Source organism: Mycobacterium sp. FW102-FHT13B02 (genome assembly GCF_058790275.1).
The window spans coordinates 148005-163177 of record NZ_JBYTCM010000013.1 but is presented as its reverse complement, the minus strand read 5'-3'; the positions used below and the strand labels follow the sequence as shown (position 1 = coordinate 163177).

General features: G+C 65.4%; 15 protein-coding genes. 12 read left to right on the top strand and 3 right to left on the bottom strand.

The genetic code is table 11. The features are described from left to right. Positions 1-260: 260 nt before the first annotated feature. Genes AC3WTE_RS21405 through AC3WTE_RS21350 form a run of 12 tightly spaced genes read left to right on the top strand, consistent with a single transcriptional unit; the run spans position 261 to position 11950 of the window. On the top strand, positions 261-1034 hold the full coding sequence (locus tag AC3WTE_RS21405) for an MlaE family ABC transporter permease (RefSeq protein WP_492440705.1): 774 nt from the start codon (positions 261-263) through the stop codon (positions 1032-1034). A 7-nt stretch (positions 1035-1041) separates the two neighbouring features. Beyond that, the gene (locus tag AC3WTE_RS21400; RefSeq protein WP_492440703.1) at positions 1042-1896 is read left to right on the top strand and encodes an ABC transporter permease; all 855 of its coding nucleotides are present in this window, start codon (positions 1042-1044) and stop codon (positions 1894-1896) included. Positions 1897-1899: 3 nt separating this feature from the next. Beyond that, a complete protein-coding gene (locus tag AC3WTE_RS21395; protein WP_492440701.1) occupies positions 1900-3312 on the top strand; it encodes an MCE family protein in 1413 nt (470 codons plus the stop codon). Positions 3313-3351: 39 nt separating this feature from the next. Next, positions 3352-4377 (top strand): MCE family protein, encoded by a 1026-nt coding sequence (locus AC3WTE_RS21390; protein WP_492440699.1) that lies wholly within the window; start codon positions 3352-3354, stop codon positions 4375-4377. Beyond that, positions 4374-5720 (top strand): MCE family protein, encoded by a 1347-nt coding sequence (locus tag AC3WTE_RS21385; protein WP_492440697.1) that lies wholly within the window; start codon positions 4374-4376, stop codon positions 5718-5720. Before AC3WTE_RS21390 ends, AC3WTE_RS21385 begins: the two co-directional genes overlap by 4 nt. Next, a complete protein-coding gene (locus tag AC3WTE_RS21380) occupies positions 5717-7033 on the top strand; it encodes an MCE family protein (protein WP_492440696.1) in 1317 nt (438 codons plus the stop codon). Before AC3WTE_RS21385 ends, AC3WTE_RS21380 begins: the two co-directional genes overlap by 4 nt. After that, positions 7030-8187 (top strand): MCE family protein, encoded by a 1158-nt coding sequence (locus AC3WTE_RS21375; RefSeq protein WP_492440694.1) that lies wholly within the window; start codon positions 7030-7032, stop codon positions 8185-8187. Before AC3WTE_RS21380 ends, AC3WTE_RS21375 begins: the two co-directional genes overlap by 4 nt. After that, positions 8188-9639: an MCE family protein gene (locus AC3WTE_RS21370; RefSeq protein ID WP_492440693.1), complete on the top strand. Its 1452-nt coding sequence runs from the start codon at positions 8188-8190 to the stop codon at positions 9637-9639. Beyond that, positions 9603-10259: an Rv1363c family protein gene (locus AC3WTE_RS21365; RefSeq protein WP_492440692.1), complete on the top strand. Its 657-nt coding sequence runs from the start codon at positions 9603-9605 to the stop codon at positions 10257-10259. The genes AC3WTE_RS21370 and AC3WTE_RS21365 overlap by 37 nt, the downstream gene beginning before the upstream one ends. Further along, the gene (locus AC3WTE_RS21360; protein ID WP_492440690.1) at positions 10256-10900 is read left to right on the top strand and encodes a hypothetical protein; all 645 of its coding nucleotides are present in this window, start codon (positions 10256-10258) and stop codon (positions 10898-10900) included. The genes AC3WTE_RS21365 and AC3WTE_RS21360 overlap by 4 nt, the downstream gene beginning before the upstream one ends. Positions 10901-10905: 5 nt before the next feature. Further along, positions 10906-11271, top strand: coding sequence for a DUF732 domain-containing protein (locus tag AC3WTE_RS21355; protein ID WP_492440689.1), 366 nt, complete (start codon positions 10906-10908; stop codon positions 11269-11271). A gap of 16 nt (positions 11272-11287) precedes the next feature. Next, positions 11288-11950, top strand: a complete 663-nt coding sequence (locus AC3WTE_RS21350) for a CAP domain-containing protein (protein WP_492440688.1) — start codon at positions 11288-11290, stop codon at positions 11948-11950. Between the two features lie 6 nt (positions 11951-11956). Here the strand turns inward: AC3WTE_RS21350 and AC3WTE_RS21345 are convergent, their stop codons facing one another. Genes AC3WTE_RS21345 through AC3WTE_RS21335 form a run of 3 tightly spaced genes read right to left on the bottom strand, consistent with a single transcriptional unit; the run spans position 11957 to position 14892 of the window. Continuing rightward, positions 11957-12772, bottom strand: coding sequence for a carbohydrate ABC transporter permease (locus AC3WTE_RS21345; protein WP_492440686.1), 816 nt, complete (start codon positions 12770-12772; stop codon positions 11957-11959). Further along, entirely contained in the window at positions 12769-13653 is an 885-nt protein-coding gene (locus AC3WTE_RS21340; RefSeq protein WP_492440685.1) for a carbohydrate ABC transporter permease, read from the bottom strand. Before AC3WTE_RS21340 ends, AC3WTE_RS21345 begins: the two co-directional genes overlap by 4 nt. After that, on the bottom strand, positions 13654-14892 hold the full coding sequence (locus AC3WTE_RS21335; protein WP_492440683.1) for an extracellular solute-binding protein: 1239 nt from the start codon (positions 14890-14892) through the stop codon (positions 13654-13656). Positions 14893-15173 lie beyond the last annotated feature (281 nt).

Below are 15173 nucleotides of genomic sequence, written 5' to 3'. Positions count from 1 at the left end.
ACAAGAAACCCGTTGCTTGGCAACAAAAATTCAGGCCAGCACCAAGTCCGAACAACTCTCACGAAAAATCGAGGCTAGGTGTGTGATGGAACACAGATATCCCTCCGATGGGGGGTACATCACAAGTGCAAATCCCTCCATCTGGCGGTGTTCGACAGATGACCTGCATTGATAGCGTCTCCACCCATGTTGGCCACAGCGATCGCTTATCGACCGTATGTAGTGGATTTGGCGCAATGGCTGGGAAGTACGGGCGACAAATGGTAGCGATTACGCGGACTGCAGCTAAGCCGGTTACCTCATTGGGCGGATTTTTCGCCATGACATTCGACACTTTCGTGCAGATGTTTCAGCGACCGTTCGCATGGCATGAATACGTCATGCAGACGTGGTTCGTCGCGCGCGTGTCGGTCCTGCCCGCATTGCTGCTCACGATGCCGTTCGCGGTGCTGCTGACATTCACCTTCAACATTCTGCTGACCGAATTCGGTGCAGCCGACTTCTCCGGCACCGGCGCCGCGATCGGCACGGTGAACCAGATCGGCCCCATCGTGACGGTGCTCGTGGTGTCGGGTGCGGGCGCGACGGCGATGTGCGCAGATCTCGGCGCGCGGACCATCCGCGAAGAACTCGACGCACTGCGCGTGATGGGCATCAACCCCATCCGCTCCCTGGTGGTGCCGCGGGTGCTGGCCGCGACCACGGTGGCGCTGGCCCTGTCTGCCACGGTGATTCTTGTCGGCCTGACGGGCGCGTTCCTCTTCTGCGTCACGGTGCAGCACGTCTCGCCGGGCGCGTTCGTCGGCGGTCTGAACCTGCTGACGGGTCCTGGCGACATCATCGTCGCGCTGATCAAGGCGACGCTGTTCGGCATGGCAGCCGGGCTGATCGCTTGTTACAAGGGCACTTCCGTGCGCGGCGGCCCCGCGGGCGTCGGCAACGCGGTCAACGAGACGGTGGTGTTCACGTTCATGGTGCTGTTCGCCATCAACGTCATCGTGACGGCCGTCGCGATCCAGTACACGGTGTCGTGAGGAAGAGATGACTGTCGATGTTCCGAGCCGCAGGTTCCCGCGGCTCGACAAACTGAGCAAGAGTTCGGTCGCCCGCTGGAACCGCATCGGTGAACAGGGCGCCTTCTACTCGCACACCATCGGGTCGATGCCGGATGCGGTGGTCAACTACCGCGCCGAACTGCTACGGCTCATCGCCGCAACGGGTTTGGGCACCGGAGCGCTCGTCGTGGTCGGCGGCACCGTGGCCATTGTCGGTTTCTTGACGATGACCACCGGTGCCCTGGTGGCGATCCAGGGCTACAACCAGTTCTCGTCCGTCGGCTTCGAGGCCCTGACCGGTTTCGCTTCGGCGTTCCTCAATGTCCGGATGATCGTGCCGGCGACGACCGCGGTGGCGCTGTCGGCCACCATCGGCGCCGGTGCCACCGCGCAGATCGGCGCCATGCGGATCAATGAGGAGATCGATGCTCTCGAGGTGATCGGCATTCGCAGCATCACCTACCTCGCCTCCACTCGGGTGCTGGCGGCGGTGGTCGTGGTGATCCCGCTGTACTGCGTGGCGGTGATGATGGCGTTCTTCGCCGCGCGCCTGGGCACCACGACGGTCTACGGGCAGGGCGCCGGTGTGTACGACCACTACTTCAACACCTTCCTCAACCCGACCGATCTGATCTGGTCGTTCGTGCAGTGCGTGGCCATCACCATCGTGATCATGTTGGTGCACACCTACTTTGGGTTCGCCGCCTCGGGCGGTCCGGCCGGGGTCGGTGAGGCGGTGGGCCGTGCGGTGCGCTTGTCGATGGTGATCGCGGCCGTCGAGATCGTGTTCATTTCGTTGGCTATTTATGGCCAGTCCGGCAACTTCAACATGGCGGGTTAGCCGATGGAGCCGCGTAAGGGGGATCGGCGGATCTCGAACGCATGGTGGGCACTGATCCTGATCACGGCTGTGGTGGTGTTCATGGTGGTGACCACGGTCATCTTCACCGGTGCCGCCAAATCCTATGTGCCCGTGACGGTTATGGCCGACCGTGCGGGCCTGGTGTTGGAGACCAACGCGAAGGTCAAGATGCGGGGCGTGCTGGTGGGCCGGGTCAGCCAGATCGATGTGAGCACATCGGGGGCGGCCCTGCAGCTCAAGCTCGACCCGGATCAGGTGAAGTACATTCCCGCCAATGTGGGTGCGCAGGTGAGTGTTACGACGGCGTTCGGCGCCAAGTTCGTCGACCTGGTGTATCCGCAGGCGCCCAGTAGCGCCCGCGTGGCCGCCGGCACGGTGCTGCATTCCGACCATACAACGACTGAGGTCGACACGGTCTTCGAGAACATCGTGAACCTGCTGGACATGGTGGATCCCGCGAAGCTGAACTCGGTGCTCAGTGCGGTCGCTGAGGGTGTCCGGGGCCAGGGCGAGCGGATGGGCCAGGCCACAACGGATCTCAATGAGGTGTTGACGGCGCTCAACTCGCGCTCGGACAAGATTCGTGACGACTGGCGGTCGTTCAAGGCCTTCAGCGACACCTACGGTGCGGCCGCCGACAACATCGTGAAGATCCTGAACGCGGCCAGTACCACCAGCGGCACGGTGACAAGCAAGGCCACAGCGCTCGACAGCCTGCTGATGAACGTCATCGGATTCTCCGAGGCGGGAACCGATCTGCTGGGGCCGAGCGGGGACAACCTGGTCGACGCCATCAACGGGCTGGAGCCCACGACGAGTCTGCTGCTCAAGTACAGCCCCGGGTACACGTGCTGGCTGGAGGGCACCAAGAAGTTCCTCGACACCGGCGCCTGGGGTGTGTTCGGTGGGGCCGACGGCCGTTCGCTGATCCTTGACGCGACGCTGCTGCCGGGCAAGAACCCGTACGTGTTCCCCGACAACCTGCCGATCGTCGCGGCCAAGGGTGGGCCGGGCGGGCGGCCGGGCTGTGGCTCGCTGCCCGATGTCGCCAAGAACTTCCCGGTGCGGCAACTGATCACCAACACCGGTTGGGGGACCGGGCTGGATATCCGGCCGAACCCGGGCATCGGCAGCCCGTGCTGGGGACAGTGGTTCCAGAGCACCCGCGCGGTGCCGGTGGCACCGAGTATCCGGCAGTGCCTGCCCGGGCCTGCTCCCGGTCCGATCCAGTACCCCGGGGCGCCGCCCTATGGCGCGGCGTTGTACGGGCCCGGCGGGGTGCCGCTGTGGCCGGGTGTGCCGCCCGCGCCGCCGAATCCCGCTGACGCTCAACCGCAATCGGCGCCGGCGCCGGCCGCGGCGCCCGCGTTGCCGGCCGAGGCGGGCGGCAACTGACCGTGATGACCAACCAACGATCGAGACAGGAGGGAAGCCGTGGAGAACCTTAGAGGCACACTGGTGCGCCTGGTTGTCTTCCTTGCGGTCTGTCTGCTGGGCACGGTCGCCCTCTGGGCGGTCTTCGCGGACCTGCGGTTCGACGAGGGCCACACCTACTTCGCCCGCTTCGTCAACGTCTCGAACATGAAGAAGGACAGTCACGTTCGCATCGCGGGTGTCGAGGTTGGCCAGGTGAAGAACGTGTCGATCAACCGCGACTCGACCGTGACGGTCGAATTCACCGCGGACAGTTCGGTCGTGCTGACCGAGGGCAGCCGCGCGGTGATCCGGTACGACAACGTCGTCGGCGATCGGTTCCTGGCGCTGGAGGAAGGCGCCGGCGGCACCAAAAAGCTCAATCCGGGCGGCACCATCCCGGTCGATCGGACGCAGCCCGCGCTGGATCTCGATGCCGTCATCGGCGGCTTCCGACCCTTGTTCTCCGCCCTCAGCCCCGACAAGATCAACGATCTGAGTGGTGAGTTGATCCAGGCGCTGCAGGGGCAGGGGCCCTCGATCGGGTCGTTCCTCGCGCAGGCCGCGGTGGTCACCAACACGCTGGCCGACCGCGATCAATTGATCGGGCAGGTCGTCACCAACCTGAACACGGTGCTGACCTCTTTCGGCGGCAAGAGCGACAAGCTCGACAAGGCGGTGGTGTCGCTGTCTGAGTTGGTTGACCGGCTGGCGCAACGCAAGACCGACATCTCGCAGGTGGTGGCCTACACCGACGCGGCCGCCAACTCGATCGCCGGTCTGCTGACCGAGGCCCGGCCGCGGCTGGCCAAGACGGTGCACGAGGTGGACCGGACCGCGGGATTGGTGCTGGCCGATCACGACTACTTCGACAACTTCCTCAACACGCTGCCCGACAAGTACAAGGCGCTGTCCCGGCAGGGAATCTACGGCGACTTCTTCAGCTTCTACCTCTGCGACGCGGTGCTCAAGCTCAACGGTAAAGGGGGACAACCGGTTTACGTCAAGGTGGCCGGGCAGACCTCAGGACGGTGCACCCCGAGATGAAACCTTTCACCGAACGAAGCCATTTCGCCCTCGGCGCCATCGGCATCAGCGCCGTGGTGATCGTCGCCACCGTGGCGCTGATGTTCCAGAAGATCCCGTTCGTCAGCGGGACGAGCACGTACTCCGGGTACTTCGAAGACGCCAGTGGGCTGCATACCGGTGCGCCCGTGGACATCTCAGGTTTTCCGGCCGGCCGGGTCGCCAGCATCGACCTCGACGGTCCCCGCGTACTGATCAAATTCACCGTCGACGACAACGTACATCTCGGCGAGCGCACCGAGGCCGCGATCAAGACCAAGGGCCTGCTGGGCAGCAAGATGCTCGAAGTCGTGCCGAAGGGTGACGGTGACCTCAAGGGCACCATCCCGCTCGAGCGGACCGTGTCGGCATACCAGCTACCGGACGCCCTCGGCGATGTGACGAACGCGATCAGTGGGCTGGACACCCATCAGCTGTCGGACTCGCTGGCCACGGTCTCGGAGGCTTTCGCGAACACCGCCCCGGATCTGCGGGACGCGGTGAACGGCATCGCGCGGTTCTCCAAGACGCTGGGTGATCGTGACGCGCAGCTGCGCAGCCTGCTGGACAACGCCTCGAAAGCGACGACGGTGCTGGCCAAGCGCAGCGACAAAGTGGTGAGCCTGGTGAAGGACACCAATGCCCTTCTGGTGCAACTGCGTTCGCAGAGCGCCGCGGTGAGCCGGCTGTGGAACAGCTTGTCGGCGGTCTCGCAGCAGCTGAAGGGGCTGATCGCCGAGAACCGGTCGCAGCTGCGGCCGGCGCTGGACAAGCTCAACGGTGTCGTGGCGATGCTCGACAACCGCAAGGAACGGCTGCAGCAGGCCGTCAAGGGGCTCAGCCGGTACGCGATGGCGCTGGGTGATGCGGTGAGTTCGGGTCCGTTCTTCAAGGCGTACATCGTCAATCTGTTGCCCGGTCAGTTCGTGCAGCCGTTCGTCGATGCCGCCTTCTCCGACCTCGGGGTCGATCCGAACACGAAGCTGCCGTCGCAGCTTCAGGATCCGCAGACCGGGCAGCAGGGGACGCCGCCGCTGCCGGTGCCGTTCCCGCGCACCGGCCAGGCCGGTGACCCACGGATGACCATTCCGGATGCGATCACCGGCAAGCCCGGCGATACCGCTTGTGGCCCACCGGGAATCCCGTTGCCCGGTCCCGGTTGCTACCCGGTCCGCGAACCGCAACCGGCGCCGCCACCCGGTGGGCCGCCGCCCGGTCCGCCGGCGCTCGCACCCGGCCAGACTGCCATGCCGGAACCGCCGAAGACCCCGCCACTGCATGTGTCGGACCCCGTTGAAGTACCGACGCCAGGAGGACAGCAATGAGCAAGCTGCCCGCACGCGTGCTCGTCGTGGCAGCCGTACTGGCCCTTGTTGTGGGGGGCGGTTACTTCGCGGTGCAGGCGTACCAGCGCGCGTCGCGCAACGAGGTGGTCGGCTACTTCCAGAACACCAATCAGTTGTTCAGCGGTGACGATGTGCTGATCCAGGGGGTGCCGGTCGGCAAGGTCGAGAAGATCGAACCGGGACCCGAGAAGGTCAAGGTCACCTTCTGGCTCGACGACAAGTACACGGTGCCGGCCGACGCCAAGGCCGTCATCCTGTCGCCACAGTTGGTGACGGGCAGGGCAATTCAGCTGATCCCGCCCTACCGGGGCGGGCCGACACTGAGCGGCGGCGCGGTGATCCCGCTGGATCGCACGGCGGTGCCGGTGGAGTGGGACCAGGTCCGCACGCAGCTGCAGCGGCTGGCGGATCTGCTCAAACCCGACCAGCCGGGCGGGGTCAGCACGCTCGGCGGTTTCATCAACACCGCGGCCGACAACCTGCGTGGACAGGGCGCCAGCATCAGGGAGTCGGTGATCCGGCTGTCGCAGGCGGTGTCGATCCTGGGGGACCACAGCAATGACCTGTTCTCGACGTTCAAGAACCTCTCGATCCTGGTGTCGGCGCTGCAGGACAGCACCGGACTGCTGGAACGGCTCAACACCAACCTGGCCGAGGTGACCGGACTGGTCACCGACGATCCGGGCAAGGTGGGTCAGGCGCTGCAGGACATGAGTGCGGTCGCTGATGACCTGCGCTCGTTCGTAGCGGACAACAAGGAGGCCGTCGGGACGGCGTCGGACAAACTGTCGTCGGTCAGCACCGCGATCGTGGACAGCATGGATGACATCAAACAGGTGCTGCACGTGGCGCCAACGGTGGTGGCCGACCTGAACAACATCTATGAGCCGGCGGTCGGATCGTTGACCGGTGTTCTGGCGGCCAACAACTTCGCCAACCCGGTCAGTTTCATCTGCGGTGCCATCCAGGCTGCGTCGCGCCTCGGTGCGGACCAGTCGTCGAAGCTGTGCGCGCAGTACCTGGCGCCGATCGTGAAGAACCGGCAATACAACTTCCCGCCGCTGGGCGAGAACCTGTTCGTCGGTGCCCAGGCTCGCCCGAATGAGGTGACCTACAGCGAGGATTGGATGCGGCCCGACTACGTGCCACCGTCCCGCCCGGCGGCACCGGCGGCACCGGTGGCGCAGCAGGCGGCCGCGGCGCCCGCGCAGCCGGCTCCTCAGACGGTGACCACGGACGCCAACGCCGGGCTGGCCGGGATGATGACGCCGCCGGCAGGGGGTGGGTCATGAACCGCCGCCTGCGTACGGCTGGGAGTTGCGTGTTCGCGGCGCTGTCGTTGCTGGCGTCGGCGGGCTGTTCGGATTGGCGTGGCGCCAACAGCCTGCCGCTGCCGGGCACCGAGGGCGGGGGGCCGGGGGCGTTCGACATCCAGGCGCAGATGACCGATGTCACCAACCTGCAGGAGAATTCGCGGGTCCGGGTCTCTGATGTCACCGTCGGCACGGTCACCAAGATCGAGCGGCAGGGCTGGCATGCGCTGGTCACCATGCGGCTCAACGGTGATGTGAACGTGCCGGCGAACTCGACGATCAAGCTGGGCCTGACCAGTCTGCTGGGCACCCTGCACATCGAGCTCGGAGCGCCTAAAGATGGCCGGCCACAAGGCAAGCTGCATCAGGGGTCGGTCATTCCGCTGGCCAGCAGTGGCAGTTTCCCGTCGGTCGAGCAGACGCTGTCGGCGGTGTCGATGGTGCTCAACGGTGGTGGTATCGGCAACGTCCAGGACATCACCGAGGCCTTCAGCACGGCGTTCCACGGGCGCGCCGAGGACCTGCGCAGCCTGATCAAGCAGCTCGACACGTTCACCGCGAACGTCAAAGACCAGACCCCCGACATCATCGCAGCGTCGGAGAGCCTGAACACCGTCGTCGGCAAGCTCGCCGCGAGCCAGCCCGTGCTCGACCGCGCCGTCGACACCATCCCGCAAGCGCTGGCCGTGCTCAACGGCGAGCGCGAGAACCTGGTCACGGCCGCCGACAAGCTGAGCAAGTTCGCCGCCCTCGCGACCGACACGGTGGACCGGTCAAAAGACAACGTGGTCAAGGAATTACGCGAACTCGGGCCGACCCTGGAACAGCTCGCCAATGCCGGGCCGGCGATGACGCGGGCGCTCAGTTTCATCCCGACGGTGCCGTTCCCGAGCGACACCATCGAGAAGTGGCAGCGCGGTGACTACGCGAACCTCACCGCGATCGTCGACCTCACCCTCAGCCGTATCGATCAGGCTTTCTTCACCGGCACCCGCTGGGAGTGCGACCTGACGGAGCTGGAGCTGCAGTGGGGCCGCACCATCGGCCAGTTCCCGAGCCCGTGCACCGCGGGCGGCCCGAACAATCCGGGCAATCCGCTGACCATTCCGTACCGCTGGGATCAGGGGCCGTAAATGCATCTGGACAAACGCGTGAGAATCCAGCTCGCGATCTTCGCCGTCATCGCCCTGACCGCGGTGACGATGATGGGCCTGATCTATATGCAGTTGCCCGCCAAGCTGTTCGGCATCGGGCGCTACGTGGTGACGATGGAGCTGCCCGAGACCGGTGGTCTGTACGCCACCGGCAATGTCACCTACCGCGGCACCGTGGTGGGGCGGGTGCAGTCCGTGGGGCTGACGCCGACCGGGGTGCAGGCCGAGTTGTCGCTCAACTCGGGTACCGACATTCCGTCCGATGTGCAGGCCGATGTGCACAGCCAGATGGCGATCGGCGAGCAGTTCGTGTCCCTGACGCCGCGCGGCGCGAATTCGCGGCCGCTCAAGGACGGCGACGTCATCCCGCTGGCGCACACCTCGGTGCCGCCGGACATCAACACCGTGATCGACTCGCTGACCAAGGGCCTGGCGGCAGTCCCCAAGGACAACCTCAAGACGGTGATCGACGAATCGGCCACGGCCGTCGGTGGTTTGGGGCCGGAGCTGTCGCACATCGTCAAGGGCGGCAGCCAGCTGGCCATCGACGCGCGCGCGAACCTCGACCCGCTGCTGAGTCTGATCGATCAGGTCAAGCCCGTCCTCGATTCGCAGTCGGGCACCTCGGGCGCGATTCAGGCGTGGGCGGCCAATCTCGCCACGGTCACCGGTGAACTGCAGGCGCAGGACAAAGCTGTGGGCACCGTCCTCGACAAGGGCGGCCCGGCGTTCGGCGAGATGGGGCAGTTGTTCAGCCGGCTCCGCCCGACCCTGCCGATCCTGCTGCAGAATCTGGTGTCCATCAACAAGGTGGCGATCACCTACCAGCCCAACCTCGAACAGCTCCTGGTGCTGCTGCCACGGACAACCGAAGCGGCACAAGGCGTTACGTTGGCGAACCGGGACACCAAGCAGGCCTACAAGGGTGCGTATCTGAGCTTCAACTTGAACCTCAACCTGCCGCCGCCGTGCACCACCGGCTATCTGCCGGCGCAGCAGATGCGCAACCCCGCGCTCGAGGACTACCCCGAACTCCCGGCGGGCGACCTGTACTGCCGGACCCCGCAGGACGGCATGTTCAACGTGCGGGGCGCCAAGAACCTGCCCTGCGAGACGGTGCCCGGCAAGCGCGCCGCCACCGTCAAACAGTGCGAGAGCAACGAACCATACGTCCCGCTCAACGATGGCTACAACTGGAAGGGCGATCCCAACGCCACCTGGACCGGGCAGGACGTGCCGCAGCTGCGGCCGGGTTCGGCCCCGGCTCCTGGTGCGCCGCCACCGACACCGGTTGCGGTGGCCGAGTACGACCCGGCCTCCGGGACGTATATCGGTCCCGACGGAAAGACCTATACCCAAGCCGATTTGGCGCACACCGCTCCGAAGGAGAAGACATGGCAAACCATGATGACGCCGCAGCCGGGGAGCTGACCGAGAGCGGCGGGGTCGCCGTACTCGACCCCGACGCGAGGGATGTCGAGGACATCGACGAGGCCGACGAGGCCGATGACGCCGATGCCGCCGGTGCCGAGGGCACGGATGCGCCTGTCGACGAGCCCGCGAAGCCGAAGTCGGTGCGCCGGCTTGCGGCGGTGATCGGGCTGATTCTGGTGCTCACGCTCAGCGCCCTGGTCGGCTGGCTCGCCGTGCGGGCGCACCGCGCGACCCAGGTCGACGAGCGGCAGAGCCAGATCGTCCAGGCCGCCCGGCAGGGCGCACTGAACCTGACGACCATCGACTGGCAGCGCGCCGACGCCGACGTCCAGCGGATTCTCGACAGCGCGACGGGGGAGTTCTACGACGACTTCGCCAAGCGCTCAGCACCTTTCATCAAGGTCGTCAAGGAAGCGAAGTCGACGTCCACGGGCTCGATAACCGAGGCCGGGCTGGAATCGGAGGCGGGCGACTCGGCCCAAGTGCTGGTCGCTGTCGCGGTCAAAACCTCGAATGTCGGTGCGCCGGCGCAGGAACCACGCGAGTGGCGGATGCGCATCGCGGTGCAGAAAGTCGGTGATGTGATGAAGGTTTCGAACGTGGAGTTTGTGCCGTGAAAATGATGACGAAGCCCCGCGGCGACCACTCCGCACCCGAAAAGTCCGACGAGACAACGCCTTCGACGGATGAACTCACAGCTGATGAGCTCGACGACGCGGTCGAGATCGACGCCGCACAGACCACCGACGCGGCGCCTGCCCACCCGCGGCGCCGCGTCGCGTGGGCGAGTATCGCCGTTTACGGCCTGCTGCCCACGCTCGTCCTGGCACTCGGCGGCGCCGCCGGATACCTGCAGTGGAAGGACGTATCCCTGAGCCAATCCGACACGGCCAAAACCGAATCCACCAAAGCCGCCACCGACGGCACCATCGCGCTGCTGTCCTACAAGCCCGAGACCGTCGACAAGGATCTGGAAGCCGCCAAGAAGTACATGACCGGCAACTTCCTGAACTCCTACACCTCGCTCACCCGCGACGTGGTGATCCCGGGCTCTAAGCAGAAGAAGATCTCCGCGGTCGCCACCGTGCCCGCAGCCGCGTGGACCACGGCGACCCCCGAGCATGCGGTGGTGATGCTGTTCGTGGACCAGACGATGATCATCGGCGACACCGCCCCGACCAGCACCGCCTCGAGCGTGCGCGTCACCCTCGACAAGGTCGAGGGGCGTTGGCTCATCTCGCAATTCGATCCGATGTGAGCAGCATGACCCGATTGCGGACTTGTGGGTTGCTCGCCGCGGCCGTGGTGGGTATCCCGGCGGTATGCGCGCCAGCGGCCGCCCATGCCGATGCGACGGCGTATCTGATCGGCGTGACCATGCGGCCCGGCTACAACTTTCCCAGTGCCGATGCGGCGCTGGGATATGGCTACGGCATCTGCGGCAAGGTGACGGCCGGCCGACCATTCGCTGACGTGATGGGCGACGTACGAGGCGATTTCAGCACCGACGACGACTACCAGGCGTCGTATCTCATTGCGCAGGCCGTCAACGAACTATGCCCCGCCCAGATCTGGCAGCTGAGAAACTCCGCCGCGCACTACCAGTCGCCGCCGGGCGTTCATCCCTGATGAGAAGGAGTCCAACATGAGATGTCGGCCACGGGTGCTGTCTGTGTTGGCTGTCGTGCCGCTGGGCGCCATCATCTGCGCGCCGGTTACGCACGCGGACAACGGCAACACCCTCATCCCGAACAACAAGCGGCTCAACGATTCTGTCATCTCGAACGTGTACACCGTGCAGCACCAGGGCGGGTGCACCAACGACATCGCCGTCAACCCACAGCTGCAACAGGCCGCCCAACGCCAGGCCAAAGACATGATGGCCAACCGAGACCTGGACGGGGACATCGGATCCGACGGATCCACACCGCAGATGCGCGCCGAGCAGGCGGGCTACCGCGGCGGACCGGTAGCGCAGACGGTCGCCACCAACCCGGCGCTGGCGATCAGCGGAGTCGAACTGATCAACCAGTGGTACTACGACCCCGCCATCAAGGCGATCATGTCCAACTGCGCCAACAACCAGATGGGCGTGTGGTCAGAGAACAGCCCCGACCGCACCGTCGTCGTCGCCGTCTACGGCCAGCTGCCCGAACCGCCGCACCGCGACGAGAAGCAAGGCGGCGGCAACAACGGCTTCGACCCCAGCCCCGACTACGACGGCAGCGACGAGATCGAGCACTTCTTCACCTGGTTCCCATGGATCCTGCGCGGCGTGCACCCGCCGCCGGCGTACCCCGCGAATTAGTTTGCGCTACTTGACCGAGCCCGCAGTCAGTCCGCTGACGACGCGTCCCTCGATCGCCGCGAACAACACGATGACAGGCACCGTCGCGATCACCGATCCGGCGAACAGGTGCCCCCAATCGATCGAGTACACCCCGATGTAGTTGTTGATTCCGACCGTCAACGGCTGCCTGTCCGCCGAAGCGCCGAGGGTCAGGGTCAGCGCCACGATGAACTCGTTCCAGGCGGCGATGAACGTGAAGATCGCGGCGGTGACGATTCCGGGCATCGCCAACCGGAGGCTGATGCGTACGAACGCGCCGAAACGGCTTGTGCCATCGAGCATTGCGGCTTGCTCGAGCTCGAAGGGGATGGTCGAGAAGTACGCGTTGAGGATCCAGATGGCGAACGCCAGGTTGAAGCCGGCATTGACGAGGATCAGTGAGATCAGTGGCGTCGCGAAGTCGAACTCGATGAACTCGCGCTGGATGCCGACGAGCATCGCCGCGGGCTGGAACATCTGGGTGGCGAGCACCAGCAACAGGAATGCCGTGCGACCGCGGAACTTTCGGCGTGCGGTGTAGTACGCCGCGGGCAGGGCGACCGCCAGCACGACGAGCGTTGCGCCGCCGGCGACGATCAGACTTGCCGAGAGGTTCCCACCGAGGCCCGTCGACCAGATGGTCGTGAAATTGTGGAAGTCGAAGCGGGACGGCAGATAGCCCGGCGAGAGGAGTTCGTCCGCCGGTCGTAGTGCGGTGACGACCATCTCGGCGTACGGCAGCAGGAAGAAAATGGCGATGGCGTAGGCCACCAGCGCCGCCGCGAGCCGTCGGGGGCTCACTGGACGTGGTCCTTCCATCGCGTGACGCGCAGGAAGACGAGCACCATGACGACCACCAGCGCGAAGTTCAACACGGACATCGCTGCGGACTCACCGATGTGGGCGGATTTCAGGATGAACATGAACGTCGTCGTCGTGCTGGTCTCGTACCCAGGTCCGCCGCGCGTCATCTCCCAGATGATCGGGAACGAGTTGAAGACGTTGATCACGTTGATCAGCGTCGCGACGATGATGGCCGGACGCAGCAGCGGCAACGTGATCGACAGGTAGCTGCGCCGGCGGGAGGCACCGTCGACCTTGGCCGCGCGGTAGAGGTCGTCCGGGATGGTCTGCAGGCCCGCAAGGATCGTGTACGTCGTGAAGGGGAGCGATACGAAAATCGCGACCAGCATCATGGCCACGAAAGCGGATATCGGCCGGCCCAGCCAGTCGGCTCTGGTCGACCCGAGGTCGACGAGGCCGAGGTCGTGCAGGAAGACGTTGATCACGCCGCTGCCCGCTTCGAGCGCCCAGCGGAAGATGAGGGCGGTCATCATCACTGACGCGGCCCAGGGCGCGATGAGTGCCCACCGCGCGAGCCTGCGGCCCGGGAACTGGGCGTTGAACAGCTGGGCGAGACCGAGCGACACCGCCATCGTGACGGCGACCACCACGACGACCCAGACCACGGTGCGCATGAGCACCCCGCTCAGCGCAGCTTCATCGGCGAGCGCTTGGAAGTTGCGGCCACCGGCAGAACCGAGGACGACGCCACTCGGGCTGACCTTTTGGAACGACGTCTGGACCATGACGACGACGGGCCAGAGCACCGTCAGCCCGATCAGCGCGCAGGCCGGCCCGATCCACGCCAGCGGCGCGAGCCGTCTCAGAGTGCGCCTCACTCAGCCGGCCTTGACCGCCGCCTGCTGCAGCGCTGTCAGAACATCCTTGGGGCTGTCAGTCATCGCCGTGCCGATCTCGTGCTGGATCTTGGACTTGACTTCGGCCCACGTGGTGTTGCTCGGATATTGCACCGCATTGGGAAGCGCTGTCATGAAAGGGCCGAACACCGGGTCGCCTGCCAGTGCTTTGGCGGCGCTCGTCGTGGCCGGAAGCAGGTGGTACATCCTGTCGAAGGCGACCTGGTACTCGTCCTGGTAGGCGAAGTCCAGGAACGCCTTGATCTGCGCCTGGTGACCATTGGCGTTGAACGCGGCGACGTTGTCGCACACACCAAGGGTGCTCGCCGGCGGGCCGGCCTTGCCCGCGATCGGCACCGACGCCCAGTCGGCGTCGGTGAGCTTGCCGCCTTCCTTGATGATCGGGATGAGGGCCGGTGAGCCGTTGATCATGCCGATCTCGCCCTGCGCGAACTGCTTCCACAGATCGGTGCGGTTCTTGGTACCCGGGTTGGGTTCGGTCAGGCCTTGCGCGGCAAGGTCTTTGGCATACGTCAGCGCCCCCACGTTTTGGGGGCTGTCGATCGTCCACTTGCCGTCGGCGTCCTGGTAATTGCCGCCGTTGCCCAGGAACCAGAGAAGAGCCTCTGCTTGCGCTTCCTCAGGCCCGAGCGGCAGACCGAACCCGATCTTGCCCAGCATCTTGATCTTCGCCGCGTCGGCTTTGATGTCGTCCCACGTGCCCGGTGCCGCCGGGATGCCGGCCTCGGCGAACAGCTTCTTGTTGTAGAACAGCGTGCGTGCGCTGGTGGTGAACGGCAGACCGTACTGCTTGCCGTTGTAGGTGCCCTGCTTGGCGAACACCGGCAGCAGATTGCCGGGATTGGTCAGTACCTCGTCGGCGGAGTAGAGCAGACCGTCCTGGGCGTAGTTGGAGAAGTAGTCGCCTTCGGTGATGTCCGGGAACTGGCGGTTCTGGACCATGGTCTGGACCTGGGTATCGAAGTCGTTCCAGCTGATGGCGGTGATGTCCACCGAGACCTTCGGGTTCTTGGCATGGAATGCGTCGACGATGCCCTGCCAGTAGTTCTTGCTGGCGTTCTGGGGCCCGGTGCCATAGTCCGCGACCACGAGCTTGAGCGTGACGTTGCCATCACTGTCCTTGGTGCTGCCGCCACATCCGGAGAGCGCCAGTGCGACGGCCGCCCCGGCTGCCGCCGCACGCAAAATCCTGCTCTTCATGTGGTCTCCCCGTCTTGTGTCAGGCGCCTCTTGGATGCTTTGGCGAATGTTAGCGGCCGGGCTGTGGGATGTATCCGGACATCGTGACAGTTGATTCGGGGTCTTGCTCGCTCGGGCGGCATTGCGAAACCGGCCGAGCGACAGCCAAGCGGCGCGAAAAGTGTTCTGGGCGTCGCATTGTGGCGCGCTCGGTGGCCATCTCAACGGTAGGTGGAGTCCGGCGGCATCGGCTGAATCCGAACGGTCCGATGCTGTCTTGCGTCAAGAATTTGGCAGGTTTT